This window comes from Chryseobacterium sp. SIMBA_038, assembly GCF_046535115.1.
In the GTDB taxonomy this organism is placed as follows: Bacteria; Bacteroidota; Bacteroidia; order Flavobacteriales; family Weeksellaceae; genus Chryseobacterium.
Genome location: NZ_JAWRXH010000002.1, coordinates 666,564 through 692,556, shown reverse-complemented (window position 1 = coordinate 692,556; position 25,993 = coordinate 666,564). Strand labels below are relative to the sequence as shown.

General features: G+C 35.0%; 25 protein-coding genes. 17 read left to right on the top strand and 8 right to left on the bottom strand.

The annotated features are described in order from the left end of the window. Window positions 1–6: 6 nt before the first annotated feature. Entirely contained in the window at window positions 7–897 is an 891-nt protein-coding gene (locus SB689_RS09440) for a hypothetical protein (RefSeq protein ID WP_410691868.1), read from the top strand. A 60-nt stretch (window positions 898–957) separates the two neighbouring features. Here the strand turns inward: SB689_RS09440 and SB689_RS09435 are convergent, their stop codons facing one another. From SB689_RS09435 to SB689_RS09425, 3 genes are all read right to left on the bottom strand, one after another. Then, window positions 958–1,407 carry a GNAT family N-acetyltransferase gene (locus tag SB689_RS09435; protein ID WP_410691867.1) on the bottom strand — a complete coding sequence of 150 codons (450 nt, stop codon included), beginning with the start codon at window positions 1,405–1,407 and terminating at the stop codon, window positions 958–960. After that, window positions 1,400–2,023 carry a ribosome biogenesis GTP-binding protein YihA/YsxC gene (yihA, locus tag SB689_RS09430; protein ID WP_066754178.1) on the bottom strand — a complete coding sequence of 208 codons (624 nt, stop codon included), beginning with the start codon at window positions 2,021–2,023 and terminating at the stop codon, window positions 1,400–1,402. The genes SB689_RS09435 and yihA overlap by 8 nt, the downstream gene beginning before the upstream one ends. 62 nt (window positions 2,024–2,085) lie before the next feature. Further along, a complete protein-coding gene (locus tag SB689_RS09425; RefSeq protein WP_066754176.1) occupies window positions 2,086–2,847 on the bottom strand; it encodes an alpha/beta fold hydrolase in 762 nt (253 codons plus the stop codon). 272 nt (window positions 2,848–3,119) lie between these two features. Here SB689_RS09425 and mraZ point away from each other — a divergent pair, with 272 nt between their 5' ends. From mraZ to SB689_RS09345, 16 genes are all read left to right on the top strand, one after another. Continuing rightward, on the top strand, window positions 3,120–3,578 hold the full coding sequence (gene mraZ / locus SB689_RS09420; RefSeq protein WP_066754174.1) for a division/cell wall cluster transcriptional repressor MraZ: 459 nt from the start codon (window positions 3,120–3,122) through the stop codon (window positions 3,576–3,578). A gap of 39 nt (window positions 3,579–3,617) precedes the next feature. Further along, window positions 3,618–4,511, top strand: coding sequence for a 16S rRNA (cytosine(1402)-N(4))-methyltransferase RsmH (gene rsmH, locus SB689_RS09415; RefSeq protein ID WP_410691866.1), 894 nt, complete (start codon window positions 3,618–3,620; stop codon window positions 4,509–4,511). A gap of 71 nt (window positions 4,512–4,582) precedes the next feature. Then, window positions 4,583–4,951 (top strand): FtsL-like putative cell division protein, encoded by a 369-nt coding sequence (locus SB689_RS09410; RefSeq protein ID WP_410691865.1) that lies wholly within the window; start codon window positions 4,583–4,585, stop codon window positions 4,949–4,951. Then, window positions 4,935–6,926, top strand: a complete 1,992-nt coding sequence (locus SB689_RS09405) for a penicillin-binding transpeptidase domain-containing protein (RefSeq protein WP_410691864.1) — start codon at window positions 4,935–4,937, stop codon at window positions 6,924–6,926. Before SB689_RS09410 ends, SB689_RS09405 begins: the two co-directional genes overlap by 17 nt. Window positions 6,927–7,027: 101 nt before the next feature. Beyond that, window positions 7,028–8,488, top strand: coding sequence for a UDP-N-acetylmuramoyl-L-alanyl-D-glutamate--2,6-diaminopimelate ligase (locus SB689_RS09400; RefSeq protein WP_410691863.1), 1,461 nt, complete (start codon window positions 7,028–7,030; stop codon window positions 8,486–8,488). Between the two features lie 79 nt (window positions 8,489–8,567). Beyond that, complete coding sequence (gene mraY, locus SB689_RS09395; RefSeq protein ID WP_410691862.1) at window positions 8,568–9,809, top strand: phospho-N-acetylmuramoyl-pentapeptide-transferase; 1,242 nt, start codon at window positions 8,568–8,570, stop codon at window positions 9,807–9,809. A 71-nt stretch (window positions 9,810–9,880) separates the two neighbouring features. Next, window positions 9,881–11,215 (top strand): UDP-N-acetylmuramoyl-L-alanine--D-glutamate ligase, encoded by a 1,335-nt coding sequence (gene murD, locus SB689_RS09390; RefSeq protein ID WP_066754162.1) that lies wholly within the window; start codon window positions 9,881–9,883, stop codon window positions 11,213–11,215. Between the two features lie 25 nt (window positions 11,216–11,240). Continuing rightward, entirely contained in the window at window positions 11,241–12,482 is a 1,242-nt protein-coding gene (locus tag SB689_RS09385; protein ID WP_410691861.1) for an FtsW/RodA/SpoVE family cell cycle protein, read from the top strand. A 94-nt stretch (window positions 12,483–12,576) separates the two neighbouring features. Continuing rightward, window positions 12,577–13,722, top strand: a complete 1,146-nt coding sequence (murG, locus tag SB689_RS09380) for an undecaprenyldiphospho-muramoylpentapeptide beta-N-acetylglucosaminyltransferase (protein ID WP_410691860.1) — start codon at window positions 12,577–12,579, stop codon at window positions 13,720–13,722. Between the two features lie 90 nt (window positions 13,723–13,812). Further along, a complete protein-coding gene (gene murC / locus SB689_RS09375) occupies window positions 13,813–15,171 on the top strand; it encodes a UDP-N-acetylmuramate--L-alanine ligase (RefSeq protein WP_410691859.1) in 1,359 nt (452 codons plus the stop codon). A gap of 12 nt (window positions 15,172–15,183) precedes the next feature. Further along, entirely contained in the window at window positions 15,184–16,176 is a 993-nt protein-coding gene (locus tag SB689_RS09370) for a cell division protein FtsQ/DivIB (RefSeq protein ID WP_410691858.1), read from the top strand. Between the two features lie 24 nt (window positions 16,177–16,200). Further along, window positions 16,201–17,583, top strand: coding sequence for a cell division protein FtsA (gene ftsA / locus SB689_RS09365; RefSeq protein WP_410691857.1), 1,383 nt, complete (start codon window positions 16,201–16,203; stop codon window positions 17,581–17,583). A gap of 14 nt (window positions 17,584–17,597) precedes the next feature. After that, window positions 17,598–19,511: a cell division protein FtsZ gene (gene ftsZ / locus SB689_RS09360; RefSeq protein WP_410691856.1), complete on the top strand. Its 1,914-nt coding sequence runs from the start codon at window positions 17,598–17,600 to the stop codon at window positions 19,509–19,511. 89 nt (window positions 19,512–19,600) lie between these two features. After that, window positions 19,601–20,047 (top strand): GatB/YqeY domain-containing protein, encoded by a 447-nt coding sequence (locus SB689_RS09355; protein WP_066759607.1) that lies wholly within the window; start codon window positions 19,601–19,603, stop codon window positions 20,045–20,047. A 428-nt stretch (window positions 20,048–20,475) separates the two neighbouring features. Next, on the top strand, window positions 20,476–20,886 hold the full coding sequence (locus SB689_RS09350) for a BrxA/BrxB family bacilliredoxin (protein ID WP_066754145.1): 411 nt from the start codon (window positions 20,476–20,478) through the stop codon (window positions 20,884–20,886). 104 nt (window positions 20,887–20,990) lie between these two features. Beyond that, a complete protein-coding gene (locus tag SB689_RS09345) occupies window positions 20,991–22,505 on the top strand; it encodes a GH3 auxin-responsive promoter family protein (RefSeq protein WP_066754138.1) in 1,515 nt (504 codons plus the stop codon). A 34-nt stretch (window positions 22,506–22,539) separates the two neighbouring features. On the opposite strand, the gene SB689_RS09340 is transcribed toward SB689_RS09345, so the two are convergent. The 5 genes from SB689_RS09340 to SB689_RS09320 all read right to left on the bottom strand — a co-directional run bounded on the left by SB689_RS09340 (window position 22,540) and on the right by SB689_RS09320 (window position 25,988). Further along, a complete protein-coding gene (locus SB689_RS09340; RefSeq protein WP_410691855.1) occupies window positions 22,540–22,935 on the bottom strand; it encodes a hypothetical protein in 396 nt (131 codons plus the stop codon). A gap of 40 nt (window positions 22,936–22,975) precedes the next feature. After that, entirely contained in the window at window positions 22,976–23,332 is a 357-nt protein-coding gene (locus SB689_RS09335) for a hypothetical protein (RefSeq protein ID WP_410691854.1), read from the bottom strand. A 4-nt stretch (window positions 23,333–23,336) separates the two neighbouring features. Then, window positions 23,337–24,311, bottom strand: a complete 975-nt coding sequence (locus SB689_RS09330) for an endonuclease/exonuclease/phosphatase family protein (RefSeq protein ID WP_410691853.1) — start codon at window positions 24,309–24,311, stop codon at window positions 23,337–23,339. A 78-nt stretch (window positions 24,312–24,389) separates the two neighbouring features. Further along, window positions 24,390–25,379: an endonuclease/exonuclease/phosphatase family protein gene (locus tag SB689_RS09325; RefSeq protein ID WP_410691852.1), complete on the bottom strand. Its 990-nt coding sequence runs from the start codon at window positions 25,377–25,379 to the stop codon at window positions 24,390–24,392. Window positions 25,380–25,388: 9 nt separating this feature from the next. Beyond that, complete coding sequence (locus tag SB689_RS09320) at window positions 25,389–25,988, bottom strand: rhomboid family intramembrane serine protease (protein WP_410691851.1); 600 nt, start codon at window positions 25,986–25,988, stop codon at window positions 25,389–25,391. Window positions 25,989–25,993 lie beyond the last annotated feature (5 nt).

Sequence of the window (25,993 nt, the reverse complement as noted above, 5' to 3'; positions counted from 1 at the left end):
ACTGTTATGAAAAAAATATTATACTTATTGATTGTTTCTGCATTTTTTATTCAGTGCGGAAAGCCAAAAGAAAAGGTTTCTGAAAACTTGACGACAGCAAATAATTCTTCAAATTCAAAGAATATAAACGTCAGTATTTTAATTGATCTTTCAGACCGAATTGATCCCGATAAAAATCCAAATCCAACAATGGAATACTTTCAGAGAGATATCGAATACATCAAAGCGATCGACAAGGGATTTTTAGACCATATTAAAGGTAAAAAAGTAATTCAGCTTAATGATCAGATGCAGGTTTTCTTTAATCCTGAACCGTCTGATCCCAAAATGAATGACCTTACAAAACAATTGAAGGTTTCGTTTGATAAAAATACCACCAAGGATAATATTAACCTTGTTGAAACCAGATATTCCTCGCTTCCTTTACAGATCTACCAGTCTGCCATCAAGGACAAGCAATATGTAGGGTCCGATATTTGGGAGTTTTTCAAAAATAAAGTGAAGGATTACTGTATTAAGGATGATCATAGGAATGTTCTTTTCATTTTAACTGATGGATACATTTATCACAAAGATTCCAAGTTCTCGGAAGGTCAAAAAACATCGTATCTGACCCCTGAATTGGTGAAATCATTAAAACTGAATTCCTCGGATTTTAAAAATAAAATTCAGGATAAAGGTTTAGGTTTCATAAAAGCAAATGATGATCTTGAAAATCTTGAAGTAGTTGTTCTGGGAATAAATCCCGTAAAAGGAAATCCCTTCGAAGCAGACGTCATCAAAGAATACTGGGAAAACTGGTTCAAAGAAATGAAAATTAAAAACTATCAGATAAAATCGGCAGATCTACCTTCTAATCTTGAACCTATTATTTTAAAAGCTATTTCAGGAAAATAAAAAACACTCCATATATATTTAATTATCAAAAAAAGCGAAGATTAATTTCTTCGCTTTTCTTTATTTTCTCAACATTTCCGTGTGCGGAATGTCATCTTCCAAATATTTTTTCCCAGTATCTTCAAAACCAAAATCTCCATAGAATTTCAATAGATAATCCTGTGCAGAAATCCTGATTTCAGAAGTATGAAAACGGTTTTCTATGGTTTCAACAGCATATTTTATCAGCAGTTTTCCTAAGCTTTTTCCTCTTGCTTTTTCTGTTGTTAAAACTCGTCCGATCGAAGCCTCATCATATTTAATCCCTTTATCGAAAATCCTGCAATTTGCTAAAACTTCACCATCTTCTTCTGCCCAAATGTGAATTGCTTTTTGATCATAATTATCCAAATCTTCGTAAGGGCAATTCTGCTCAATAACAAAAACATCGATCCTAGCTTTCAAAACGGCATATAATTCGGGAACTGTAAATTCCTCGAATGTCTTAATTTTCCAGATAATATTACTCATCGAAATTAACGTTATTATTATTTAAAAAGTCGTTGGTTGTTTGTATAAAATCAAGGATTTCATCGCATCCTTCTTTCTTTTCAGCCGAAGTCACGTATAATTCGGGAAGATCTTCCCACGTTTTATAAAGCTCAGCCTTATAATCTTCTACATTTTTTATGGCGATATTCGGTTTCAGTTTGTCAACTTTAGTGAAAACAATTGAAAACGGAACACCACTTTCTCCGCACCATTCAATAAATTCAAGATCTATTTTCTGTGGGCTGTGTCTTGAATCAATCAAAACAAAAAGATTCACCAGATTTTTTCTGTTTAGAATATAATTGTTGATCAGTTTCTCAAAATCCCTTCTCAGAACCTTTGAAACCTTTGCATAACCATAACCAGGTAAATCGGTAAGATACCAATTCTCATTGACGATAAAATGATTAATAAGCTGAGTTTTCCCTGGAGTTCCGGAAGTTTTAGCCAAATCTTTCCTGTTCATCATCGCGTTGATCAATGAAGATTTCCCAACATTTGATCTTCCTATAAAAGCATATTCAGGGATTGTCGGTTCCGGACATTCCTGCCATTTTCCGCTACTTTTTACAAATTCTGCAGTCTTAATAACCATTTCGAATATTTTTAGAAAAATAAACCATTAAGAAAAGCTCTTAATGGTTCAATTTATTTTTTTTAAACTTTATCTTTTAACCAGCTGTAGAGAATTTCATTGAACTCATCCGGTTTTTCCATCATTGCTGCGTGGCCGCATTTATCAATCCAGAACAGATCTGAATTTGGAATAAATTTATGCATATCGATCGCAACCTCCGGAGGTGTCACATTATCCTGTTTTCCCCAAATCAAACACGTTGGTGTCAAAATCTTAGGAAGATCGTGCAACATATTGTGTTTGATGGCACTTCTGGCCAACATTACGGTTTTTATTCCCTTCATTCTATCATTCACCACCCCAAAAACCTCGTCTACAAGATCTTCAGTTGCAACAGCAGGGTCATAAAAAACCTCTTCAGTTTTCTTCCTTATATATGATTTGTCATTTTTTCTCGGAAAACTGTCTCCGAATGTTCTTTCATATAATCCGGAACTTCCTGTTAAAACCAAATTATTAACTAAATCCGGTCTTGCCAAAGTTAATATAAGCCCAATGTGACCTCCCATTGAGTTTCCAACAATAGTTACAGGCCCTTCGATATGACTCTCTATAAACTTTATAATATATTTTGCTAATGTGGTAAGATTAGTATTGAGCACTGGTAAATCATAGATCGGCAATTGAGGTACATAAACCTTAAATCCTCTCTCTGAAAAAAAATTCACCATCTTATCGAAATTGCTCAAACCACCCATTAAACCGTGCAATAGCACTAATGGATGTCCTTCTCCCGCCTCTACAAAGGTATATTTCTTTTCTTTTTTTGTACTAAATATCATAAAACGCCTTAATAAAGCCTTGCAAAAATACAAATTAAACCTCAAAAATATTTTGATATGCCTAATTTAAAATAAAAATAATATAATAAAGCTCTTTTTAACTCTTTTTTTGAAAATCTCTTTACTATGGCCTGAATAATACAATTCTCAAGGCTCAACATATCAACAACTTAAACCTATATTATTAAATCTTTAATAAAACTTATTAACATTAAGTCAAAAAGTGGGAAAAAGTGGGAAATATTGGAAATTATTATATAAATTTGTCCCAAATGAAAAATTTCATTGGAACATATGAGTGTAAAATTGATGACAAAGGCCGTTTAAAAGTTCCTTCATCTCTGATCAAACAGATGGAAGACTTTGATGACAAGGCATTTGTAGTCAAAAGATCCGTGTTCCAAACTTGCCTGGAAGTTTACCCTATGAATGCTTGGGATAAATTGATGGGCAAGATTAATAAATTAAACAGATTCATTAAAAAGAATGCTGATTTCATTAGAATGTTTACGGCAGGAGTAAAAACTGTAGAATTGGATAACGCCGGTAGATTACAGATTTCAAAAGATCTGACGCATTTCGCAAATCTTCAAAAAGATATTGTGATTACCAGCGCCGGAGAATTATTTGAAATCTGGGACAAAGACGCTTACGAAAAAGTGATCTCTACCAACGAAGAAGATTTTGCCAGCCTTGCCGAAGACGTGATGGGCTCTTTAGATGAAGAATAACCGCTAAATAAAAAAAGCGACAAAAAACACAACTTAAACATGTATCATAACCCCGTTTTGTTGAAGCAAAGTGTTGATGATTTGGTGACGAATCCAGACGGAACATACGTGGACTGTACTTTTGGTGGCGGTGGTCACTCAAAAGAAATACTGAGCAGACTTTCCGATAAAGGAAAGCTGTACGGTTTTGACCAAGATTTAGACGCACTTAAAAATACAATTGATGATCCGAGATTTACTTTGATCAATCAGAATTTCAGATTCTTAGAAAACTCCTTATTAATGTATGGAGTTTCTCAGGTTGATGGGGTTCTTGCTGACCTTGGAGTATCTTCTCATCAGTTCGACGAAGCAGAAAGAGGATTTTCCACAAGAAGCAACGCTCCTTTGGATATGAGAATGAATGTAATGCAGGGTCTTGATGCCAAAAGAGTAATTAACGATTACGAAGAAGAGCAGTTGGCGAATATTTTTTATTATTATGGCGAATTAAGAGAATCTAGAAAATTAGCTAGAGACATTGTTCACCACAGAAAAATTAAAACCATCAACACAACGGAAGATTTGAAAAAGCTTTTCAACTTTCTTCCGCCGCATAAGATCAATAAATTTTATGCACAGCTTTTCCAGGCGATAAGAATTGAAGTAAACCAGGAACTGGAGGTTTTAAAAGAAATGCTTGTTCAGGCATACAATGTTTTAAGACCAGATGGAAGATTGGTAGTAATTTCTTACCACTCTCTGGAAGATCGTTTGGTAAAAAGGTTTTTGAAAAACGGAATGTTTGAGGGTGAACCTCAGAGAGACATTTACGGAAATTATAAAAAAGCATTCGAATTGGTTAAGAGCAAAGCAATTATTCCCGATGATAAGGAAATTGAAGAAAACTCAAGAGCTAGAAGTGCTAAAATGAGAACAGGAATAAAAATATAAATAATGAGCAATGGGTAATAAGCAATTTTTAAATATTACACATTACTAATTACCTATTACTAATAAATAAAGTGGCAAAAAGAACGACAACAAATCGCCCTCAGAAGAGATTAACTTTTATAGATATTATAAAAGGTAATTTCCTGAATCGTGATGAGATCAAAGTACATTATAAGTATTTTCTCTTGTTGTTTTTCTTAATGATGGCAATGATTTACAGTAATCATCTCGTCAATAAGAAAATTAAAATTGTCAACGCCTTAAAAGAAGAAACAGAAGAATATAAATCTCGAAACGCTTATGCACAAAGTAAGCTTATTAAAGTAAAAATGGAATCTCAGTTAGGGAAAGAAGTTGCCCGGGATTCCTTGATGACACTGGAAAACCATCCTCACAAATTATTAATAAAATTGGATAGTACAGATGCAAAAGCAAAATGAATACGACAACAAACGTAAAAGAACCTTAAGGTGGGGCTACCTCTTCGCAGTGGTGGCTTTGTGCGTATTTGTAATGTTCATTGCAAGGATCATCATTCTTCAAAACACCAATGTTCAGGAAATTAAAGACGACTACATTAACAAAAATTACCGCGAAGCAACTCTAAAAGCTGCCCGTGGAAATTTATTTGCTTCCGACGGGTCCATTCTTGCGACAACCGTGATGCGATACGATATCTATCTGGATTTCAAAACGATGAAAGACACGATCTACACAAATAACATCGGAGCTTTAACGGATTCTTTAAGCAAAATGTTTGGAAAATCGAGAGGTGATTTCAGACAAAAATTCGACGAACAGAAGAAAAAGAAAAATCAATATTACGCTTTAGTTAAAGGTCTTGATTTTGACGAGTACGACAGAATCAGAAACTTCCCGATTTTCAAAAAAGGAAAAAACAAAGGAGGTTTCATTGTCGACAGAAATTATAAAAGAGAATTAGCAACCTCAGAAATCGGTGCCGGAACTATCGGAATTGATAACGGTGAACTTAAAGCAGGTCTTGAAGGCGCTTTCTCAAAATATCTGACAGGAAGCGACGGAAAAAGATTAGAACAAAGAATCAACTCTTCTCAATGGAAACCAATCGACTTCTGGAAAGTTCAGGAACCTGTTGACGGAGAAGATGTTTATACGACTTTAGACCTTAGGATTCAAGACATTGCACACTCTGCTTTGGAGAAACAACTTGTTAATTTCGAAGCAAAACACGGAACCGTAATTGTAATGGAAGTGCAGACTGGTAAAGTTCGCGCTTTGGTTAATTTAAGAAGAACTGAAGAAGGAGAATATGAAGATTCTTACAATTATGCGCTAAAAGATAACATCGAACCGGGTTCTACATTTAAAACAATCTCGTTGTTAGCAGCGATGGATGACGGTTTTATTGATGAAAATACAACCGTAAATGTAGGAAACGGAGTCTGGGTTTATGCGAAGCAAAGAATTTCAGACGGTCACGGTGGCGGAACTTATGATATTAGTGATGTTTTAGCTAAATCAAGCAACGTTGGAACAGCAAAATTGATCACGAAATATTACGCTGAGAAACCTCAGATTTTCTTGGATCATCTAAAACGTTGGAAATTATTCGACAAAATGGACATCGAACTTCCGGGAATCACAAAACCGAAAATTGTAACTCCTGAAAATAAAAGATGGAATGCAGCAACATTAGCTTCAATCGCTTACGGATATTCATCAAACATCAATTTATTACAATTAACAACTTTCTATAACGGAGTTGCTAACGGTGGTAAAATGCTAAAACCTCTATTCATCGACAAAATCATGAAAGACGGAAAGGTAATGTACAACGCAAAACCTGAAGTTATGGTGAATAAAATGGCCTCAGAAAAGGCTATTAAAATGATGACAAGCGCATTGACCAAAGCGGTTGAGAAAGGAACAGGACGAAGCATTTTTACTCCAAACTTAAAAATGGCAGGGAAAACAGGAACCGCAAGATTTGAATATTGGTTGCCCGGCCCAATGAAGTACCGAGCATCATTTGCGGGCTTCTATCCGGCTGATAATCCGAAATATACCTGTTATGTGATGATCAGTGAGCCGAATACGGCAAAAGGATTTTATGGAGGTACGGTTTCCGCACCGGTGTTTAAAGAAATTGCAGGAAAAACGTTCTTAAAAACACCTCAAAACGTTGAAAAAGAAATGCTTGTAGACAAAAAGGTAAACCTTAATAAAATGGTTGAGCCTAATGTAAAAATAGCAGTTAACAATAAACAAATGCCAAGTGTAGTCGGATTGATCGGTAAAAATATCATCCCACAATTGGAAAACCTAGGATATCGTGTCGATTATAAAGGAGTTGGACGAATTAAAGAACAGTTCCCATTAGAAGGCACAACAATCAGTAAAAACCAGAGAATTTATTTGTCTCTGCAAAATTAAAAAAGAGTCCCAAAGGGACAATTTAACAAAGGATAGGATGATAATCCTATCAACAATGAAAATGTTATTCATAAAGAATTAAAATAATAAAGCATCAAAAAATGCAATTAATTGAATTATTAAATAGAATCCCAGTCCTAGAAATTCACGGTGAAAACACTCGTGAGGTTTCAGAATTGGTTTTCGACAGCAGAAAGGTTACGGAAAACTCGTTGTACATTGCAATGAGAGGAACGGTTGTGGATGGACATTCATTTATTGCATCTTCAATTGAAAAAGGAGCAAAAACAATTGTTTGTGAAGAGTTTCCTGAAAGTTTGAATGAAAATATCACTTACGTTAAAGTAAAGGATTCTTCCAAAGCTTTAGGTCATTTAGCTTCTAATTTCTACGGAAATCCTTCTGAAAAATTAAAATTAATTGGTGTTACAGGAACAAACGGAAAAACATCTGTTTCTACTCTACTTTTTGATGTATTTAAAAATTTAGGCTACGATTCAGCTTTGCTTTCTACAGTTGAAATTAGAATTGGAGATAAAATAATTCCGGCGACACATACAACTCCTGATGTTATTACCATTAATAAAATCTTGGCTCAGGCAGTTGAAGAAGGTTGCGAGTTTGCCTTCATGGAGGTAAGTTCTCACGGAATTTCTCAAAACAGAATTGAAGGTCTGCATTTTAAAGTGGCAGGATTTACAAACCTTACCCACGATCATTTAGATTATCATAAAACTTTTGATGAGTATTTAAAAACTAAGAAAAGATTTTTTGATGAACTTCAGGATACAGCCATTGCGATCACCAATGTTGATGATAAAAACGGAATGGTTATGCTTCAAAACACAAAGGCTACGAAAAAGTCTTATGCTTTGAAAACAATGGCAGATTTCCACGGAAAATCATTGGAAATTGATTTCAACGGAATGCTGTTGAATTTCAACGGAAAAGAATTCTGGACAACATTAACAGGAAGATTTAATGTTTACAATTTATTGCTTGTGTTCGGGATTGCTTCTGAACTTGGTTTTGAGCAAGATGAAATTTTACAGGCGATCAGTAAATTAAAAAGAGTGTCTGGAAGATTTGAAACCTTCAAATCAGACGGCGGAATTTTCTTCATCGTAGATTATGCGCACACTCCGGATGCTTTAGAAAACATCTTGGATAGCATTAATGATATTAGAACTAAAAACGAAAGACTGATCACAGTTTTCGGTTGCGGAGGAGACAGAGATCATTCCAAAAGACCTGAAATGGGAAATATTGCCAGCAAAAAATCAACGTTGGCGATCATCACTTCAGACAACCCGAGAACAGAAGATCCGACAGCAATTATAAAAGAAATTGAAGCAGGCGTTGAACCTCAATACTTCAGCAAATACACTTCAATTCCAGATAGAAGAGAAGCCATAAAGATGGCAATAAAATTCTCAGAACCTAAAGATATTGTTTTGGTAGCCGGAAAAGGTCACGAAACGTATCAAGAGATAAATGGTGTAAGACATCATTTTGATGACAAAGAAGTAATTATTGAGCTCTGGAAGTTAATGAGTAAGTAATTTATAATCGATAATTAATAAATGATAATTGATTTTATCATTCATCGATCATCATTTATCATTTATAAAAAATAGAAACATGTTATACTATCTATACGAATATCTTACCAACCATGGAATTCACATCCCGGGACTTGGAATGTTAAAATACATTTCTTTCCGTGCCGGAATGGCCGTTCTGTTGTCCTTAACGATAGCTCTTGTTTACGGAAAAAGAATCATCAACTATCTGAGAGCAAAACAGATGGGCGAATTGGTTCGTGATTTGGGATTAGACGGACAGAAACAAAAAGAAGGAACTCCAACAATGGGAGGTCTTATCATCATTTTGGCAACGTTGATTCCGGTGTTATTATTCACGAGAATTACCAATGTCTATATTGTCCTTTTGATTGTTTCTGTGGTTTGGATGGGCGCAATTGGTTTCTTAGATGATTATTTAAAAAAGGTTAAGAAAAATAAAGATGGTTTAAGTGGAAAATTCAAGATTGTAGGACAGGTCGGATTAGGGCTAATTGTCGGAGTTACAATGTATTTCCACCCTGACATTACGGTTAAAAGAAAATATGCAGATGCAAAAGTAGTGAACAGAAATAATGTTGAGCAGAATTTTATGCCTACAGAAAAAATCACTGTTTCTACAGTTCCTTTTGCTAAAAATAACGAGTTCGACTACAGCGGAATGCTATTTTGGATGAATGACAAAGACGCTCACGAATGGGCATGGATCGTTTTCATCCCGATCGTAATTTTCATTGTAACAGCAGTTTCTAACGGAGCTAATATTACCGATGGAATTGATGGCCTCGCAGCAGGCACAAGTACAGTCATATTGCTCGCATTAGCGTTTTTCACCTACGTTTCCGGGAACATTATTTTTGCAGATTATCTCAACATCATGTTCCTCCCCAACATGGGTGAAACTACCATTTTTGTGGTCGCAATGGTAGGAGCCGTGATCGGATTTTTCTGGTACAATACCTATCCCGCTCAGGTTTTTATGGGTGATACAGGAAGTTTGATGCTGGGTGGAGCAATTGCTGTTTTAGCGATCATTTTAAGAAAAGAATTAATGATTCCTGTATTATGCGGGATCTTCTTAATAGAAAACATATCTGTTATGCTACAGGTAGTTGTTTTCAAATTTAGAAAAAGAAAATACGGGCTGGAATATGCTCAAAACAATAGATTATTTAAGATGTCACCATTACATCACCATTATCAGAAAGAAGGTTTCCACGAAAGTAAAATTGTGAACAGAATGATAATCATCGGTGTTATGTTGGCAATTGTATGTCTTATCACATTGAAAATGAGATAAAATCAGCTGTAAGCTGTAAGCAATAAGCATTAAGCTTAAAGCTTCCGGCCTACTGCATAAAGCAAAAAAGAATGAAAATAGTTGTTTTAGGAGGAGGAGAAAGCGGATGTGGAGCTGCTTATTTGGCTAAAAAGAAAGGTTTGGAAGTGTTTCTTTCAGACAAAGGAGTCATTAAGGACAACTACAAACAGTTTCTAACAGAAAATGAAATTGAGTTTGAAGAAGGAGACCACGACGAAGAAAGAATATTAAATGCAGACTGGATCGTAAAAAGCCCGGGAATTCCGAAAAAAGCAGAGATCATCAATAAAATTCATTTGAAAGGAATCAGACTTTCTTCTGAAATTGAATTTGCTGCGGAGTTTACCAATGCTAAAATCATCGCGATCACAGGAAGCAACGGAAAAACAACGACAACTTCTTTAATCTACTATATCCTGAAAAATGACGGATTAAATGTAGGTTTAGGAGGAAACATCGGTTACAGTTTTGCAAAGCAGGTTGCCGATGAAAATCATGAATATTATGTGTTGGAGGTTAGTTCTTTCCAGTTAGATGATATTCAAAACTTTAGACCTTATATTTCTTTATTGTTGAATTTATCTAAAGATCATTTGGATCAATACAACTACAACTATGAAGAATATGCATTGGCGAAATTCAGAATAGCTGAAAACCAAGAGAATGACAATTTTTTCATCTACAATAAAGACGATGAAATGAGCAAAAACATTCTTGAAAAATTAGAGATAAAAGCGAAAATGATCCCTTTTTCAACAAAAGAAAGCTTGTCTGAAGGAGGTTTTGTAGACAATGATCAGATAAAAGTAAAATTGAAAGATAATTTCTCAATGAAACTTGATGAATTGTCTTTGTTGGGAAATCACAACGTTGCCAACAGCTTAGCCGCTTCAATCGCTGGTAAAATATTGGAAATCAATAACGAAAGTATTAGAAATTCATTAATGACTTTCCAGGCAGTTGAACACAGATTAGAGTTAGTAACTGAGATTGATGGTGTAAAATTCATCAATGACAGCAAGGCAACTAACGTCAACGCAACATATTACGCGTTAGAAAGCATGAAAAATCCAACCGTTTGGATCGTTGGTGGACAGGACAAAGGAAACGATTACTCAGAAATTGAGGAATTAGTTAAAAGAAAAGTAAAAGCAATTGTCTGCTTAGGAATTGATAATCAAAAAATTATAGATTTCTTTAAAGACAAGAAAGAATATATTTATGACACTTCAAGTATGGAAGATGCTGTGAAAATTTCAAAATCTTTAGCTAAAAATGGCGATACGGTTTTACTGTCTCCATGTTGCGCAAGTTTTGATTTATTCAAAAGCTATGAAGACAGAGGTCGTCAGTTTAAAGAACAGGTTTTAAAAGCAAACAGCTAATAGCCAACAGCTAAAAGCAACCATTATGAACGAACAAGACACAGAAGATAGCAGATTTGAATTCCTAAAGGGCGATAAAGTACTTTGGATGGTCATTCTTGTGATCTCCATTTTCTCTATTTTCCCTGTATATTCTGCAAGTTCGAATCTGGAATATATCGTAAATAACGGAACCACAACAGGTCACGTGATGAAACATATGTTCTTTGTGCTTCTTGGTTTGGCGATTATGAGGGTTGTAGGAACAATTAAATATGAATACATCGGAAAGCTCAGCAGTATTTTGCTCGGTTTAATGATTATCTTATTGGTTGTCACTATGTTTACCGGACAAACGATTGACGGAGCGAGTGCTTCCAGATGGTTAAAAATTCCGGGAACACCGATCTCATTTCAGCCGTCTTCGTTCGCTTTTTTAATGTTAATTATTTATTTGTGTAGATATTTAACAAAGAAAATTACACGCGAAAGGCTTCCAATTGAGAACATTATGTACATTTTTGGGCCTATTTTGCTTGTTTTTGTGCTGGTTGCGAAAGATAACGGTTCTACGGCATTAATGATCTTAATGGTTTCGGTAGTTGTTTTGGTTATAGGACAATTACATTGGAAATACATCGCAGGATTCATTTCCTCATCATTTGTAGCCATTGTTTTCTTTTTACTGATTGCTTTAAATACAAATTTAATTGGCGGAAACCGTGTACACACATGGATGAGCCGTATTGAAACATTTACATCAAGCAAAGCGAAATCAGCTGATGTAGATGATGAAAGCTTAAAGGCAAAAAACTATCAGGTAATGATGGCAAAAGCAGCCATTGTTCACGGTGGAGTTACCGGAATGGGACCAGGAAAAAGCGCATTAAAGCAAATGCTTCCACAGTCTGCATCCGATTTTATCTTTGCCGTAATTGTTGAAGAATATGGAGTTATCGGAGCCGCTTTTCTGATTTGTCTATATTTAATTATGATGATCCGTATCGTAATGATAGCCAGTAAGATGCCGGCCTTTTTCGGCTCCTTACTCGTCCTCAGTCTCGGGGTGATGATTTTCATACAACTCTCTGTAAATATTGCAGTTGCAATTAATTTGATTCCGGTAACGGGACAGCCTTTGCCATTAATCAGTTACGGAGGAACATCAATGTTGGTCACCTATTTGCAGTTAGGAATTATTTTAAATATAAGCTCAAGAATCCAAATTTACGATGAAGAAGGAATGGGCAAAAAACAAAGTATAGCAGAAATAAACGATATCGCTTAAAGAGTCCCAACGGGACGATTTAGCAAAGGATAGGATAAAATCCTATCAACATTAAAATAAAATTAATTGATTCGATTAAAACGATAAATTAAAAATGAACAAAAAGTTAAAAATATTGTTATCAGGCGGCGGAACAGGAGGACATATCTTCCCGGCCATTGCTATTGCAGATGAGATCAAGAAAAGATTTCCTGATGCAGAATTTTTGTTCATCGGAGCCAACGGAAAAATGGAAATGGAAAAAGTTCCTCAAGCTGGTTATAAAATTGAAGGAATTGATATTGCCGGAATCGACAGAGGAAATATGTTATCCAATTTAGGTCTCCCTTTCAAAATTTTGAAAAGTTTATCTAAATCTAAAAGAATCATTAAAAACTTCGCTCCGGATTTTGCGGTTGGGACAGGTGGTTTTGCAAGCGGACCAGCTTTGTATGAAGCTAGTAAATTGGGAATTCCAATCTTCATCCAAGAGCAAAATGCACACGCAGGAGTAACGAATAAAATTTTAAGTAAAAAAGCAAGAGCCGTTTTTACAGCATATCCAAAAGTAGAAGGTTTTCCGAGTGAGAAAATAAAATTCTTAGGAAATCCGATTCGTGAGAATATTATTTTAGGAATGCAGGAAACAGCTCAGGCAAAAGAAAAAATGGGATTAGATAAAGACAAGCTTACCATTTTATCTGTAGGCGGTTCTTTAGGCTCAAGAACATTAAATAATGGTTGGAAAGAAAACCTTGAAAGCCTTAAAGAAAAAGGATATCAATTGATCTGGCAAACGGGAAAATTGGATTATGCGGAAATTGTTGGAAGCCAGAAGCTGGAAGCTGGAAGTGAAAATAGCGAAGCTAAAAAAACTTCCGACACCCAACTTCCATCTTCCATCCAAATAAAAGAATTCATCAAAGATATGGAAACAGCCTATTCCGCTGCAGATGTCATTGTTTCAAGAGCAGGTGCGATTGCCATTTCAGAGTTGGCAGTAGCACAGAAACCTGTTTTATTGGTTCCTTTCCCTTTTGCGGCGGAGGATCATCAAACAAAAAATGCGATGAATTTGGTTGAAAAAAATGCAGCCAAAATGGTAAAAGACTCTGAAATGCAGGAAAAATTCTGGAGTACATTATCAGAAATCTGCGAAAATGAAAATATAAGAAAAGAAATGTCTGAAAATCTGAAATATTTTGCCAAGCCAAATGCAGCAAAAGAGATTGTAGACGAGATCTTTAAAGTGATAAAATAGATAAGATTAAAAAATTTAGAAATTCAGAGATTAAAACATTTCGAATTCCTAAATACCTTAATTTTTTAATCTTTTAATTTTTAATATAAAATGAAAAATTTAGAAACATATCAAAATTTTTACTTCGTTGGAATCGGAGGTATCGGGATGAGTGCTTTGGCACGTTATTTCAATGCTTCAGGTAAAAAAGTTTTGGGCTATGATAAGACCAACACCAAACTCACTCAGAATCTGATGAATGAGGGAATTGATATTGTTTTTGAGGATCTCGTTGACGAAAGAATAAATTCTCTTGAAAAAGAAAATACATTAATAATTTACACTCCGGCAATCAAGAAGTTGGGGATTTTAGATTATTTTAATCAAAATAGTTTTGAAGTTTTAAAACGTGCAAAAGTCTTAGGTTTAATCACTGAAAACACAGATTGCATAGCCGTTGCAGGAACTCACGGAAAAACAACAACTTCTAGCTTAGTTGCGCATTTGTGTAAAGAAGCGGATTTACCTTTTTCTTGCTTTCTGGGCGGAATTGCAGAGAATTTTAAATCAAACTTTCTGTTCAACGGTAATCAATATTCTGTGGTTGAAGCAGATGAATATGACAGAAGTTTCCTTAACCTTTCTCCGGATTGGGCAGTGATAACTTCCACAGATGCAGATCATTTGGATATTTATGGTGATAAAAATACGATTGAAGAAGGTTTTAAACAATTTGCAGCTTTAGTTCCGAATGACAAACAGCTTTTTGTAAGAAAAGGAATTGAAATAGGAAGACCTCATCTTACCTATGCAGTGAATGAAGTTGCTGATTATTACTCAGATAACCTGCGTATGGATCATGATAAAATCTCTTTTGATTTTCATACGCCGACAGAAACGATAAAAGATTTTGTTTGGGAAATTCCGGGAATTCATAATGTAGAAAATGCGACGGTTGCATTAGCTATTTTAAATAATTTAGGCATTGATTTCGACACTTTAAAGAAAGCAATTGCTAATTTTAAAGGAATTAAAAGAAGATATACTAAACATATCTATAAAAATGGTAAAATTTACATCGATGATTATGCTCATCATCCAACAGAAATTAATGCTGTAGTGGGATCAATCAGAACTTTTTACCCTGAGAAAAAATTATTGGTTGTTTTCCAACCGCATTTATTCAGCAGAACGAGAGATTTTGCAGACGGTTTTGCAGAAAGCTTAAGTGATTCTGAAGAATTAATCTTATTGGATATTTACCCCGCAAGAGAGCTTCAGGAAAATTTTGAAGGAATAACTTCAGACTGGCTATTGGAAAAAGTAACTTTAGATAAAAAAGAAGTATCAAATTTATCTGATGCTTTCAATAAAATAAAAGAAAAAGACTTTGACATTCTTCTAACAGTAGGCGCAGGAAATATCGATACGCTGTACGATCCTATTTGTGAATGGATGAACAAAAATTGAGTTTAAAATAAAATGAAAAATAAATACAGAATATTAAAAATTGCTATCACAGTGATCCTTCTAGGTTTCCTGCTGAGTTTCTCATTGAAGAAATTTGGTGGTCAGAAGATTACGGATAATAAGATTTCTGTAAAAATGAATGAAAAAACTCCGGTTTATTTCATTGATGAAAAAGACATTAGAGCAATTGTAAACAAGGAAAACCCATCAGGAAAAGTTGGAGATCTTAATATTCCGGCTTTGGAGAAAAAGATCAATTCACTTCCTGCGGTCGATAGTGCCAATGTCTACTTAAACCTCAATGGAAAGCTTAATTTAGATATTAAACAAAGAGTTCCGGTTTTCAGATTAAATAAAGACGGAAAAGACTTTTATGTAGACGAAAGAGGAATTGAATTTCCTATTTCCAGAACCTATTCACATCCTTGCATGTTGGTGACAGGAAATGTGAAAAAAGATGAATACGAAAAATTAGCTGAATTGGTTGGAAAGATTGATAAAGATGATTTCAGTAAAAAATATTTCATCGGAATCTCAAAAGACAATAACGGTGATTACAATCTTCTGACAAGTGAAGGAAATTATAAAGTAGAAATAGGAGATTTAGATAATATAGACTTAAAAGTAAAAGGTTTTAAGGCTTTTGTAGAAAAATATCTCGTTTATCAGGATCCTTTAAAGTACAATATGATCTCTATTAAATATCAGAATCAGATTGTTACCACTTTGAATCCTTATTTTAAAGATAATGACAGTATTCTAAAAGTTGGGAAATTAGAACTGGCAAAAGTTCCGGCAACTACCGCAGGAAAAAAAACAGAAGCTAAACTTAAAATAGCAGAAGTAAAAAAAGAGACAAAAAAACCAAGCTCAACTTCAAAAAAACCGAAGGAAAGCACAAAGCCAAAGGCAGTAACCAAACCCAAGGCAAAAGAAACAAAAAAAACAGAAAAGAAAACTACGGCAACAAAGCCGAAAACAAAGGCAAAAGTTAAAATAGAATAAAAAAAATCAAATCGATATAAAACAATGGAAAATCAAGAGTATTCAGTAGGTCTGGACATCGGGACAACAAAGATAGTCGCGATTGTCGGAAGGAGGAATGCACACGGGAAAATCGAAGTTCTCGGTGTTGGTAAGGCCAAAAGTCTTGGAGTTCATAAAGGTATTGTGAATAATATTTCGCAAACCATCAACTCAATCAAGGCTGCTGTGGCAGAAGCACAATCCAGCGCAGGAGTTCCTATCCGTAAAGTTACGGTAGGTATTGCAGGAAAGCATATACGCTCTCTTCAGCACTCCGATTACATTATGCGTGAGCATCCCGACAAATTTATTACAGATGACGACATAGAAGCGTTAAAAGATCAGGTCAAGAAACTGGTCATGCTTCCCGGAGAAGAAATTATCCATGTTCTTCCCCAAGAATATAAAGTAGATTCAGAAGGTGAAATTCAGGAACCTGTCGGGATGCACGGAAAGCGTCTTGAAGCCAATTTCCACGTTGTTGTGGGACAAATGGGCAGCATCCGAAACATCGCAAGATGCGTAAGAGAAGCAGGTCTGGAAATGGAAGCTCTTACATTAGAGCCTTTGGCATCTTCAGAAGCAGTACTTACAAAAGAAGAGAAAGAAGCAGGTGTTGCCATCGTTGATATTGGTGGCGGTACTACAGATATAGCAATATTTAAAGATAATATTATTCGTCATACATGCGTAATTCCTTACGGTGGCGGGATTATTACGGAAGATATTAAAGAAGGCTGTTCAATCATCGAGAAACACGCAGAGCAACTGAAAGTAAAATTCGGTTCTGCAGTTCCCGAATTGGAGAAAGACAGCACGTTTGTTACTATTCCAGGACTTCACGGAAGACCCGATAAAGAAATTTCTCTGAAAACTTTAGCTCAGATTATCAATGCAAGAGTTGAAGAAATTCTTGAAATGGTAAATACTGAATTAAAGGCTTACGGAGCATTTGAACAGAAGAAAAAACTGATTGCAGGGATTGTTTTAACGGGTGGTGGATCAAATTTGAAACATCTTCGTCAATTAGCTAATTATACAACAGGTTTTGATAGTAGAATTGGTTTTGCAAATGAGTATATTGCTAATGATAAAAATCAATATTTAAAAGGTCCTGAATTTGCAACTTCTATTGGATTATTAATGGAAAGTTTAAAAATTAGGGATAAAAAACCTGTCATAATAGAAGAAGAACTCGTTCAGGAAAAGTCTCAGCAGGAAACTGCAGCAACAGTAGCTGAAAATAATGCAGTTACTCAGCAGACGGCTCCGGTTCAGGAACAAGAAGTTATGACTCAACAACAGGAAAATAAAAGAGCGGCAAGATTAACTTTCGGGCAGTCGCTTATGGAAAAAGTAAAAAAATTCTTTGAAGAAGTAGAATAGTAAATACAGATATTATGGAAAATATAGGTACACAAGGATTTTCATTTGATTTGCCAAAAGGAAATTCATCAATCATAAAGGTAATTGGTGTTGGTGGCGGTGGAAACAACGCACTGAAACACATGTACGAGAAAGGAATTCACGGGGTAGATTTCGTGATTTGTAATACAGATGCTCAGACTTTAGATAATAACCCGGTTTCAAACAAAGTTCAGTTGGGAACTACCATCACAGAAGGACTTGGCGCAGGTGCCGATCCTGAAGTTGGTGAAAAATCAGCAATTGAAAGCATTGAAGAGATCAAAGCTGCAATGGGACAAAACACCAAAATGGTTTTCATTACTGCCGGAATGGGCGGTGGAACCGGAACTGGTGCTGCCCCTGTTATTGCTAAGGTTGCTAAAGATATGGGAATCTTAACAGTAGGTATTGTTACCGTTCCTTTCAGTTTTGAAGGTAAAAGAAGACTGGAGCAAGCTGAATTAGGTCTTGATAAATTAAGAAACAATGTTGATTCATTAATTGTAATCAATAACGATAAACTAAGACAGCAGTTTGGTAACCTTGGATTCAAACAGGGATTCTCCAAAGCCGATGAAGTTTTAACCAACGCTGCAAAAGGTATGGCAGAGGTTATTACAGGTTACTTTGATGTAAACATTGACTTTAGAGATGCTAAATCTGTGCTTCAAAACTCCGGTACGGCTTTGATGTCTACAGGTACAGCTTCAGGTGAAAATAAAGCTGATGAAGCAGTAAGAAAAGCATTAGATTCACCATTATTGAATGACAATAAAATTACAGGTGCTAAAAATGTACTATTGTTGATCAGAAGTGGTAAAGAAGAGGTTACAATGGACGAAATCGGAATCATCATGGATCATATCCAGAAAGAAGCAGGACATACTGCTGATATCATTTTCGGGGTGGGTGCTGATGAAGAATTAGGAGATGCAGTAAGCGTTCTTGTTATCGCTACAGGTTTTTCTAATGACGATAAAAAATTCGCTGGACCAACTGAAAAAATCAGAATCAGTCTAAACGATAAATTAGATTCAAATAAAACTTCTCCTTTCAAAACAAGAGAAGAAAGAGAGGTTGCTCCTGAGCATGGATATGATTTTGGAGGAAAAAATCTTTTCAGATTGGATGACGAAGACCATGATACGCCACAGTTCAAGTCAGTTTCTACTGAAAAAAAAATGATTATCGAGGATGAAGAGGTTAAAACTGAAATAAAATTCTCTGATAGAGAGGAAGATACATTAGACAGCCCGATTCAGACTTGGAGAAGTGATGATGAAGAGCAGGATGGCTACAGTCTGTTCGCTTTTGATGAAGATAATGATCCTAACGACCTGGAGATTCAGTCTTTCTCATTCGAAACAGAAGAAAAAAAAGAAGAACCTAGAACAAACATTTCTACGAATTCTTATTCTGAAGAAAAACCTGTTGAGTTCAGTTTCTTCGTAAACGAGCCTATCAATGAGCCTAAAACTGATTTCGGACAGCCAAAAGCAGAGTTTAGCACTCCAACGAATACGATAACTCAAATCACAGAAGAAGCTCCAAAAGTGGAAAGTTTCTACCAGCCAAAGGAAGAAATTAAAACTGAAGAAAGACCTTCTTATGAAAATAAAACAGAGATCGAAACTCCAAAACCTGCTGAAAGTGAATTCACATTCGTGAACAAAACCGCAGATCAGGAAAGAGTTGTAGAAAGAAGAAATAAATTAAAAGAATTCAATTCTCGTTACCAAAGCTTTGATAGCGCAAGTGAATTCGAATCTGTTCCTGCTTTCAAGAGAAAAAACATTTCTATTGACGGAACCAATGCTTCAGATCAAAATATCAACACGTATTTATCTGAAAACAACGGTTCTATGCAAGTAAGAGAAAACAGATTTTTAAATAAAGATGTAGATTAATTACTGTAAGCGATAAGCAGTAAGCTATAGGCTTATCAATTCGAGCGTCAATGCTTACTGCTTATTGCCTAGAGCTTAAAGCCAAAACCATGAGTTTAGAAATTATAATTAGCGAAGCAATAAAAACAGCAATGAGAGCAAAAGACAGAGTAGCTCTGGATTCTCTTCGTGCTGTGAAATCTCAGATCTTACTTCTAAAAACAGAAGCTAGAGGTGCTGAAGTTTCGGAAGACCAGGAAATTGCTATTTTACAGAGAATGATCAAACAGCGTAAGGATTCTTACGAACAGTTTTCTGCGCAGGGCAGGAATGACTTAGCTGAAGTAGAAGATGCTCAAATGAAAGTTATTGAGAAATTCTTACCTCAACAGCTTTCTGCAGAAGAATTGGAAGCTGAAATGAAGAAAATTATCTCAGAAGCCGGAGCCGAATCTATCAAAGATTTAGGAAAAGTAATGGGAGTTGCTTCAAAAACATTTGCCGGAAGATCTGATGGAAAGAGTATTTCCGAGATGGCAAAAAAGTTACTTTCATAGTTGTCGGTTGATTACGGTTAGTTGTTAGTTTTTTTTACGATCAACAAACAACTAAAAACCATCAACCCATTTTATAAGGATATTCAACCTTTGCATATCGATTTGATTAAGAAGCCCGAAACATTTCCAGTTTCGGGCTTCATTTTTATCTTGAGATATTCAATATTTTTATGATTCTAAAAGAAAATTGAATATTTCATTAAATTGAGGGAAAAATGTAAATGTTTCTTTTCATGGTTATTGTTTTCAGAATCATTTCAAATTTAACACTTATTTCTGATTATTCATAATTTTATTTCATTAATTTACGAATATTATTAAATTATTAATAGATTGTTAATTCTATTTTACAAACATCTTGATAGTTTTTATATATTGAAGAAAAGTAAAGAATTGTTTAACTTTGCATAGATTAAAAAAACAAAAATATGTATCCAACAGATTTAGTAATGCCCATGAAGGCAGAACTTACAGATAAAGGTTTCCAAGACTTAGCAACACCTACACAGGTTGAAGAAGCATTAAAACAATCAGGAACTACTCTATTGGTGATCAATTCTGTTTGCGGATGTGCAGCAGGAGCAGCAAGACCGGGAGTTGTATATTCTTTAACAGGAGATAAAAAACCAGATCATTTAACGACTGTTTTCGCAGGTTTCGATACTGAAGCTGTATCAGAAGCTAGAAAGCATTTGGCACCATTCCCTCCAAGCTCACCATGTGTGGCTCTTTTCAAGGACGGAGAATTGGTTCACATGCTAGAAAGACACCACATTGAAGGAAACCCTGCAGGAGCTATTGCAGCGAACCTTCAGGCTGCTTATGACGAGTATTGCTAAGAAACAATAAATCTAAATACTAAACCGTTACAAAATTTGTAGCGGTTTTTTTATTTATCGCGTTAAAATATTCTTAGAAAAGTCAAATATCGTTATATTTGGAAATGGCAACGAAAGCACTCTTCAATACTGTGGTCAACTGGTTCATCCGCCAAAGGATAGACCAGATACAGAATTTTATGGATCATCCTATTGAAACACAGAAAGGGATTTTATTCTCTCAATTGTTTCATTCTGAGGACACTGAGTACGGTAAAAAATATGGCTTCAATTCCATTTCAAGTTATCAGGACTTTAAAAATAAAGTTCCGATCGTTACCTATGAAGATTTTGAACCTTATATTGAAAGAGCAAGACAAGGCCATAAAGACGTAAGTTGGCCGGGCTACATCAAACATTTTGCGAAATCTTCGGGAACAACAAACGCGAAAAGCAAATATATTCCAATTTCTGCGGAGAGTTTAGAATACTGCCACATGAAAGCAGGAAAAGATATGGTTTCTATTTACGCCAATAATCATCCTGAAAATCAACTTTTTACCAATAAAAATTTACGTTTAGGCGGAAGTTCAGAATTATACGCTGATTTTAACACAAAATTCGGCGATTTATCTGCTATTTTAATTGATAATTTACCTTTTTGGGTAGAAATTACCACGACTCCAAGTAAAAAGGTTTCATTGATGGGCGAATGGGAGAGTAAGCTGAAAGCCATTACTTCTGAGGTTAAAAATGAAGATGTAGGAAGTATTTTGGGTGTTCCAAGTTGGATGATGGTTCTTTTGCAGAGGGTTTTAAATGAAACTGAGGTTAAGAATATTTCAGAATTATGGCCGAATCTTGAAGTATTTTTTCACGGCGGAATTAGCTTTAAACCTTACAAAGAGCAGTTCCAGCAGATCATTGGAAAGAAAATCAATTACTACGAAATTTACAACGCTTCTGAGGGCTTCTTCGGAATTCAGGACAGACCTGACAGTGACGAAATGCTGTTAATGTTGGATTACGGTATTTTCTATGAATTTATCCCGATGGATGAGTTCCATTTTTCCAATCCAAAAGTCGTAAGCTTAGAAGATGTTGAAGTTGGTAAAAACTACGCAATGGTGATTACGACCAACGGCGGTTTATGGAGATATTTGATTGGGGATACGGTTGTTTTTACCTCAATTAATCCTTTCAGAATAAAAATTACGGGAAGAACGAAACATTATATTAATGCTTTTGGGGAAGAACTGATGATCACCAATGTAGAATCGGCTATATCTAAAGCCTGCCAAACTACAGGAGCCAGTATCACCGACTTCACAGGAGCCCCGGTTTTCATGAAAGAAAATGAAGGTGGCGCTCATGAGTGGATCTTTGAGTTCAGTGAAAAACCGAGCAATTTAGACCATTTTATCGACTGTTTTGATCAGCATTTAAAAACCGTCAATTCAGATTATGAAGCCAAAAGGTATAATAATTTGACATTAAAAAGACCTATTGTCCATATCGCCAAACCAAACCTATTTTATTGCTGGCTGGAATCCAAAGGAAAATTGGGCGGACAAAATAAAGTCCCAAGATTAAGCAACGACAGAGAATACATCGATCCTTTATTGGAACTGAATAAATAAAAAAACCGCAGAACATTCTGCGGTTTTAATTTTACTATTTGTTTAAGTCTTCTTTTAATTTCTTAGCGGCATCTTCCACTTTCGAAGCTCCTTTTGCAGCGGCTTCTTTTGCATCTTTACCTACTTTATTCGCTTCAATTTTGATGTCCTGTCCAGCTTTGTGAAGATCACTTTTAGCTTTATCCGCAGTAGCATCAATTTTCTCTTTTGCTTTTTGAGCAGCATCGTCTATTTTATTTCCCGCTTCATCTACTTTAGCTTCGGCGATTTTTGCAGTATCAATCACATCAACTCCATTTTGGCTTACTGTAGTGGTTGTAGTTGTTACAGAACCATCAGGATTTTCAGTTGTTTCAGATTTTGTAGTTGATTTTGTGCATGATACAACAAGTGTTGAAATCATTAATGCTGCTAAAATTTGTTTTTTCATTGCTTTATATTTTTTAATGAGTTTTAAAATTTAACTATTTTTATTCGGTTTTTGTTGGAGTTGAAGGAGTTTCTGCAGCATTTTTTTTCTTCTCTTCATCGGTTTTTTTCTCATCGTCCTGTTTCTTTTTATTTTCTTTGTCTAATTCGTCCTTAATTCTCTTTTCTTCAGCCTGAAGTTTTATCGCTTCTTTCACGGAATCCTGATACTTTTGAGAAGACATTCTTATCTGCCTAACAATATCTACAGAAGTTGCTCCTGCAGAAAAAGAATCAACAGCAACCGTATCATAATGCACTTTTACTTCCTGATTTGTATCAAAACTAGCGGGTTCCTGCTTAGAACAGGCACTCAAAAAAACAAGAAAAGTAAGGATTGCAAAAACTAAATTTTTCATGGAACTAATTTAGCAGAAATTCCGCAATTACAGGATAGTGATCCGATAATTTCACAGAATTATCCACTTTATAGCTTAAAGGAATAATTGATTTTGAACTGAAAATATAATCAATTCTCAAAGGCACTTTATAATCATAAAAACTTGAAGAACTTCCACTTCCAGCCGATAAAAATGCATCCTGAAGATCTTTTCCTAGATTATAATATTCATAAGAATTGGGAACAGAATTAAAATCTCCCGCTAAAATCACAGGATATGGCGATAAATCTACCGCTTTTCTGATTCTTCTGATTTGATCTTCGTGTGCCTTAAAAGTAGGAATCATGTGAGAAAGAAGTGTACTTATCTTTCCTCCTTCCTTACCAAATCCATCAAATGAAAGCATCGATTTATGAAGTCTGAAAGGTTCCAAATAAACATTTACAACTCTGATAATCTTTCCATTGATGTCAATATCTGCATAGAATGAATTCCCGCGGTCTTTTTCTTCAACCAAATTTTCCTGTCTTACGATTTTATGTTTGGTTTTTAAAATTACAGAAGGATATTTGATTAAATCATCTCTCAAAGCTGTTTTCGTATCTCTTTCCTGAACCAAAATAATATCCGCATCCTGATCTGAAATATATTTTTTCACTTTATCCCAACCAAAATCACCATATTTTACATTGAAAGTCAATACTTTAATATCTCTGATTGATTTTGAATTTTCATTTTTAGGGGTAAAATTCACCCATCTTCTGATTGGATTGTAAAAAATAAATGTACTTAAAACAAAAGCAATAGCAATTTTTTTTCTTTTGATAACCCAGACCAGCGTTAATAAAATATGTATAAATACAAGGTAAGGAAACCCCAGAGAAAGCAGATTAAGGTTGCCAAACAGGTTGGGTGGAATCCATGCATTTCCTAGTGTGGAAAGCAGTAAAACAATGACAACGATATGTAAAAACAACAGGATCTGGCTCGGCTTCATGGAATAACGGTCTTGGGTACACTTTTTTTAAGCAAAAACCCTACCACGTTAACTTTTTTAACTTATTTTATGATAAAACTAGTCTAATTTAAATGTTGCCACGACCGGATAATGGTCTGAAATTTTTACCGAACGGTCAACTTTATAAGTAATTGGCTGTATTGATTTTGAGGTGAAAATATAATCAATCCTCAATGGAAATTTATAATCGTGAAAGCTTGTCCCACTTCCCTTTCCAACCTCCATAAAAGCATCTTGTAAGCCTTCTGAAAGATGATAATATTCGTAAGAGTTGGGAACAGAATTAAGATCTCCCAACAGAATTACAGGATAAGGAGAATTTTCGATTCCTTTTTTAATATCTGCAACCTGATTCTGGTGCATTTTAAAGGTCGGAATTAATCTTTTTACAACATTTTTCAGTTTTTCTTCATCTTCATCACTGTCTCCATTAAGTTTTATCATTGCTTTCTCAAACTTAAATGGTTGAAGATAAACATTGATAAACCTATATACTTTCCCCTTTATTTCAATATCTGTTTGCGTTGCATAGGCATTGTTATCAAAATAATCACTTTTAATAAGTTCCTTTTGATCAATAACTTTATATTTTGTAAACACTGAAACAATATAATTTCCGCTTGTATTTTTTAAACCATTAAAATGATATTCTTTACCTCCCTTTTCTTGTAAAAAAACTAAATCTGCGTTGGAAGAATTTACATAATCATCAATATTTTTCATTCCATTCAGACCTCCTTTTGCATTGAAAGTAAGGATCTTGAGATTGGCAATTTCCTTTTTATCGGAAGAAAAATTCACCCATCTTTTTACCGGATTTGTGAAAATCAATCCCAATAACATAAAAACGAAAGCTCTTTTTTTCCAACTGAAAATCCAGAAAAAGATCAACAAAACATAAGCAATCATTAAAATAGGAAATCCTAATGACAACAAATTAAACCAAGGAAATATCTTTGGCGGAACATACGCATTCAGCAACATTCCCAATAAAAGAAGGAATATCCCGACATGCAGTATTAAAAATATGAGACGAAGAACTTTCACAAAAGAAATTTAGTTGAATCTGTATAAATGTTTTTTCCAGATCCATGCTAACAAAAATCCGACCAAAGCTCCTCCGACGTGTGCGAGATGGGCAACACTGCCTCCACTTCCTGAAACACCCAGCCAGATAGAAACAATAATTACAACCGGCATTAAATATTTAACTTTAATAGGAATTGGAATAAACATCATTGCAATTTTTGAATCCGGATATAGTGTTGCAAAAGCAGTAACAACGCCAAAAATTGCTCCAGAAGCACCTATCATTGGAGTTCTTAATAATGTATAGTATTGGCTTGATAATGCCTGTCCTTCGGTTGTTGTAGCACTTATATTTAGATTTCCCACATAGTCAATTGCTGCTTTAGGATAAATCTCCGAAGCACTTAGTCCTAAACTTTCCAAACCGGAAATAATTTGCTGAGCTTCAACAAAATTCCATAGATTAAACAGGAAAAATGCTCCTAATCCGCTTACAAAATAAAGAATTAAATATTTTTTCTCTCCTAGAGATTGTTCCAAAATAGGCCCGAAACTCCATAAAGTAAACATATTGAATAAAATATGCATAAACCCTCCCGTTTCTTTCATAGGCGCGTGCATAAACATATGTG

Excerpts from the sequence above, each read along its gene's own strand:
- SB689_RS09320 (WP_410691851.1), bottom strand. The coding sequence starts at position 25,988 with ATGTTTATGCACGCGCCTATGAAAGAAACGGGAGGGTTTATGCATATT.
- SB689_RS09335 (WP_410691854.1), bottom strand. The coding sequence starts at position 23,332 with ATGAAAAATTTAGTTTTTGCAATCCTTACTTTTCTTGTTTTTTTGAGT.
- SB689_RS09405 (WP_410691864.1), top strand. The coding sequence starts at position 4,935 with ATGCAAAAGCAAAATGAATACGACAACAAACGTAAAAGAACCTTAAGG.
- yihA (WP_066754178.1), bottom strand. The coding sequence starts at position 2,023 with ATGGTTATTAAGACTGCAGAATTTGTAAAAAGTAGCGGAAAATGGCAG.
- SB689_RS09355 (WP_066759607.1), top strand. The coding sequence starts at position 19,601 with ATGAGTTTAGAAATTATAATTAGCGAAGCAATAAAAACAGCAATGAGA.
- murD (WP_066754162.1), top strand. The coding sequence starts at position 9,881 with ATGAAAATAGTTGTTTTAGGAGGAGGAGAAAGCGGATGTGGAGCTGCT.
- SB689_RS09385 (WP_410691861.1), top strand. The coding sequence starts at position 11,241 with ATGAACGAACAAGACACAGAAGATAGCAGATTTGAATTCCTAAAGGGC.
- SB689_RS09350 (WP_066754145.1), top strand. The coding sequence starts at position 20,476 with ATGTATCCAACAGATTTAGTAATGCCCATGAAGGCAGAACTTACAGAT.
- mraZ (WP_066754174.1), top strand. The coding sequence starts at position 3,120 with ATGAAAAATTTCATTGGAACATATGAGTGTAAAATTGATGACAAAGGC.
- SB689_RS09440 (WP_410691868.1), top strand. The coding sequence starts at position 7 with ATGAAAAAAATATTATACTTATTGATTGTTTCTGCATTTTTTATTCAG.
- murG (WP_410691860.1), top strand. The coding sequence starts at position 12,577 with ATGAACAAAAAGTTAAAAATATTGTTATCAGGCGGCGGAACAGGAGGA.
- SB689_RS09400 (WP_410691863.1), top strand. The coding sequence starts at position 7,028 with ATGCAATTAATTGAATTATTAAATAGAATCCCAGTCCTAGAAATTCAC.
- SB689_RS09330 (WP_410691853.1), bottom strand. The coding sequence starts at position 24,311 with ATGAAGCCGAGCCAGATCCTGTTGTTTTTACATATCGTTGTCATTGTT.
- SB689_RS09340 (WP_410691855.1), bottom strand. The coding sequence starts at position 22,935 with ATGAAAAAACAAATTTTAGCAGCATTAATGATTTCAACACTTGTTGTA.
- SB689_RS09435 (WP_410691867.1), bottom strand. The coding sequence starts at position 1,407 with ATGAGTAATATTATCTGGAAAATTAAGACATTCGAGGAATTTACAGTT.
- ftsA (WP_410691857.1), top strand. The coding sequence starts at position 16,201 with ATGGAAAATCAAGAGTATTCAGTAGGTCTGGACATCGGGACAACAAAG.
- murC (WP_410691859.1), top strand. The coding sequence starts at position 13,813 with ATGAAAAATTTAGAAACATATCAAAATTTTTACTTCGTTGGAATCGGA.
- SB689_RS09370 (WP_410691858.1), top strand. The coding sequence starts at position 15,184 with ATGAAAAATAAATACAGAATATTAAAAATTGCTATCACAGTGATCCTT.
- SB689_RS09345 (WP_066754138.1), top strand. The coding sequence starts at position 20,991 with ATGGCAACGAAAGCACTCTTCAATACTGTGGTCAACTGGTTCATCCGC.
- SB689_RS09425 (WP_066754176.1), bottom strand. The coding sequence starts at position 2,847 with ATGATATTTAGTACAAAAAAAGAAAAGAAATATACCTTTGTAGAGGCG.
- mraY (WP_410691862.1), top strand. The coding sequence starts at position 8,568 with ATGTTATACTATCTATACGAATATCTTACCAACCATGGAATTCACATC.
- rsmH (WP_410691866.1), top strand. The coding sequence starts at position 3,618 with ATGTATCATAACCCCGTTTTGTTGAAGCAAAGTGTTGATGATTTGGTG.
- ftsZ (WP_410691856.1), top strand. The coding sequence starts at position 17,598 with ATGGAAAATATAGGTACACAAGGATTTTCATTTGATTTGCCAAAAGGA.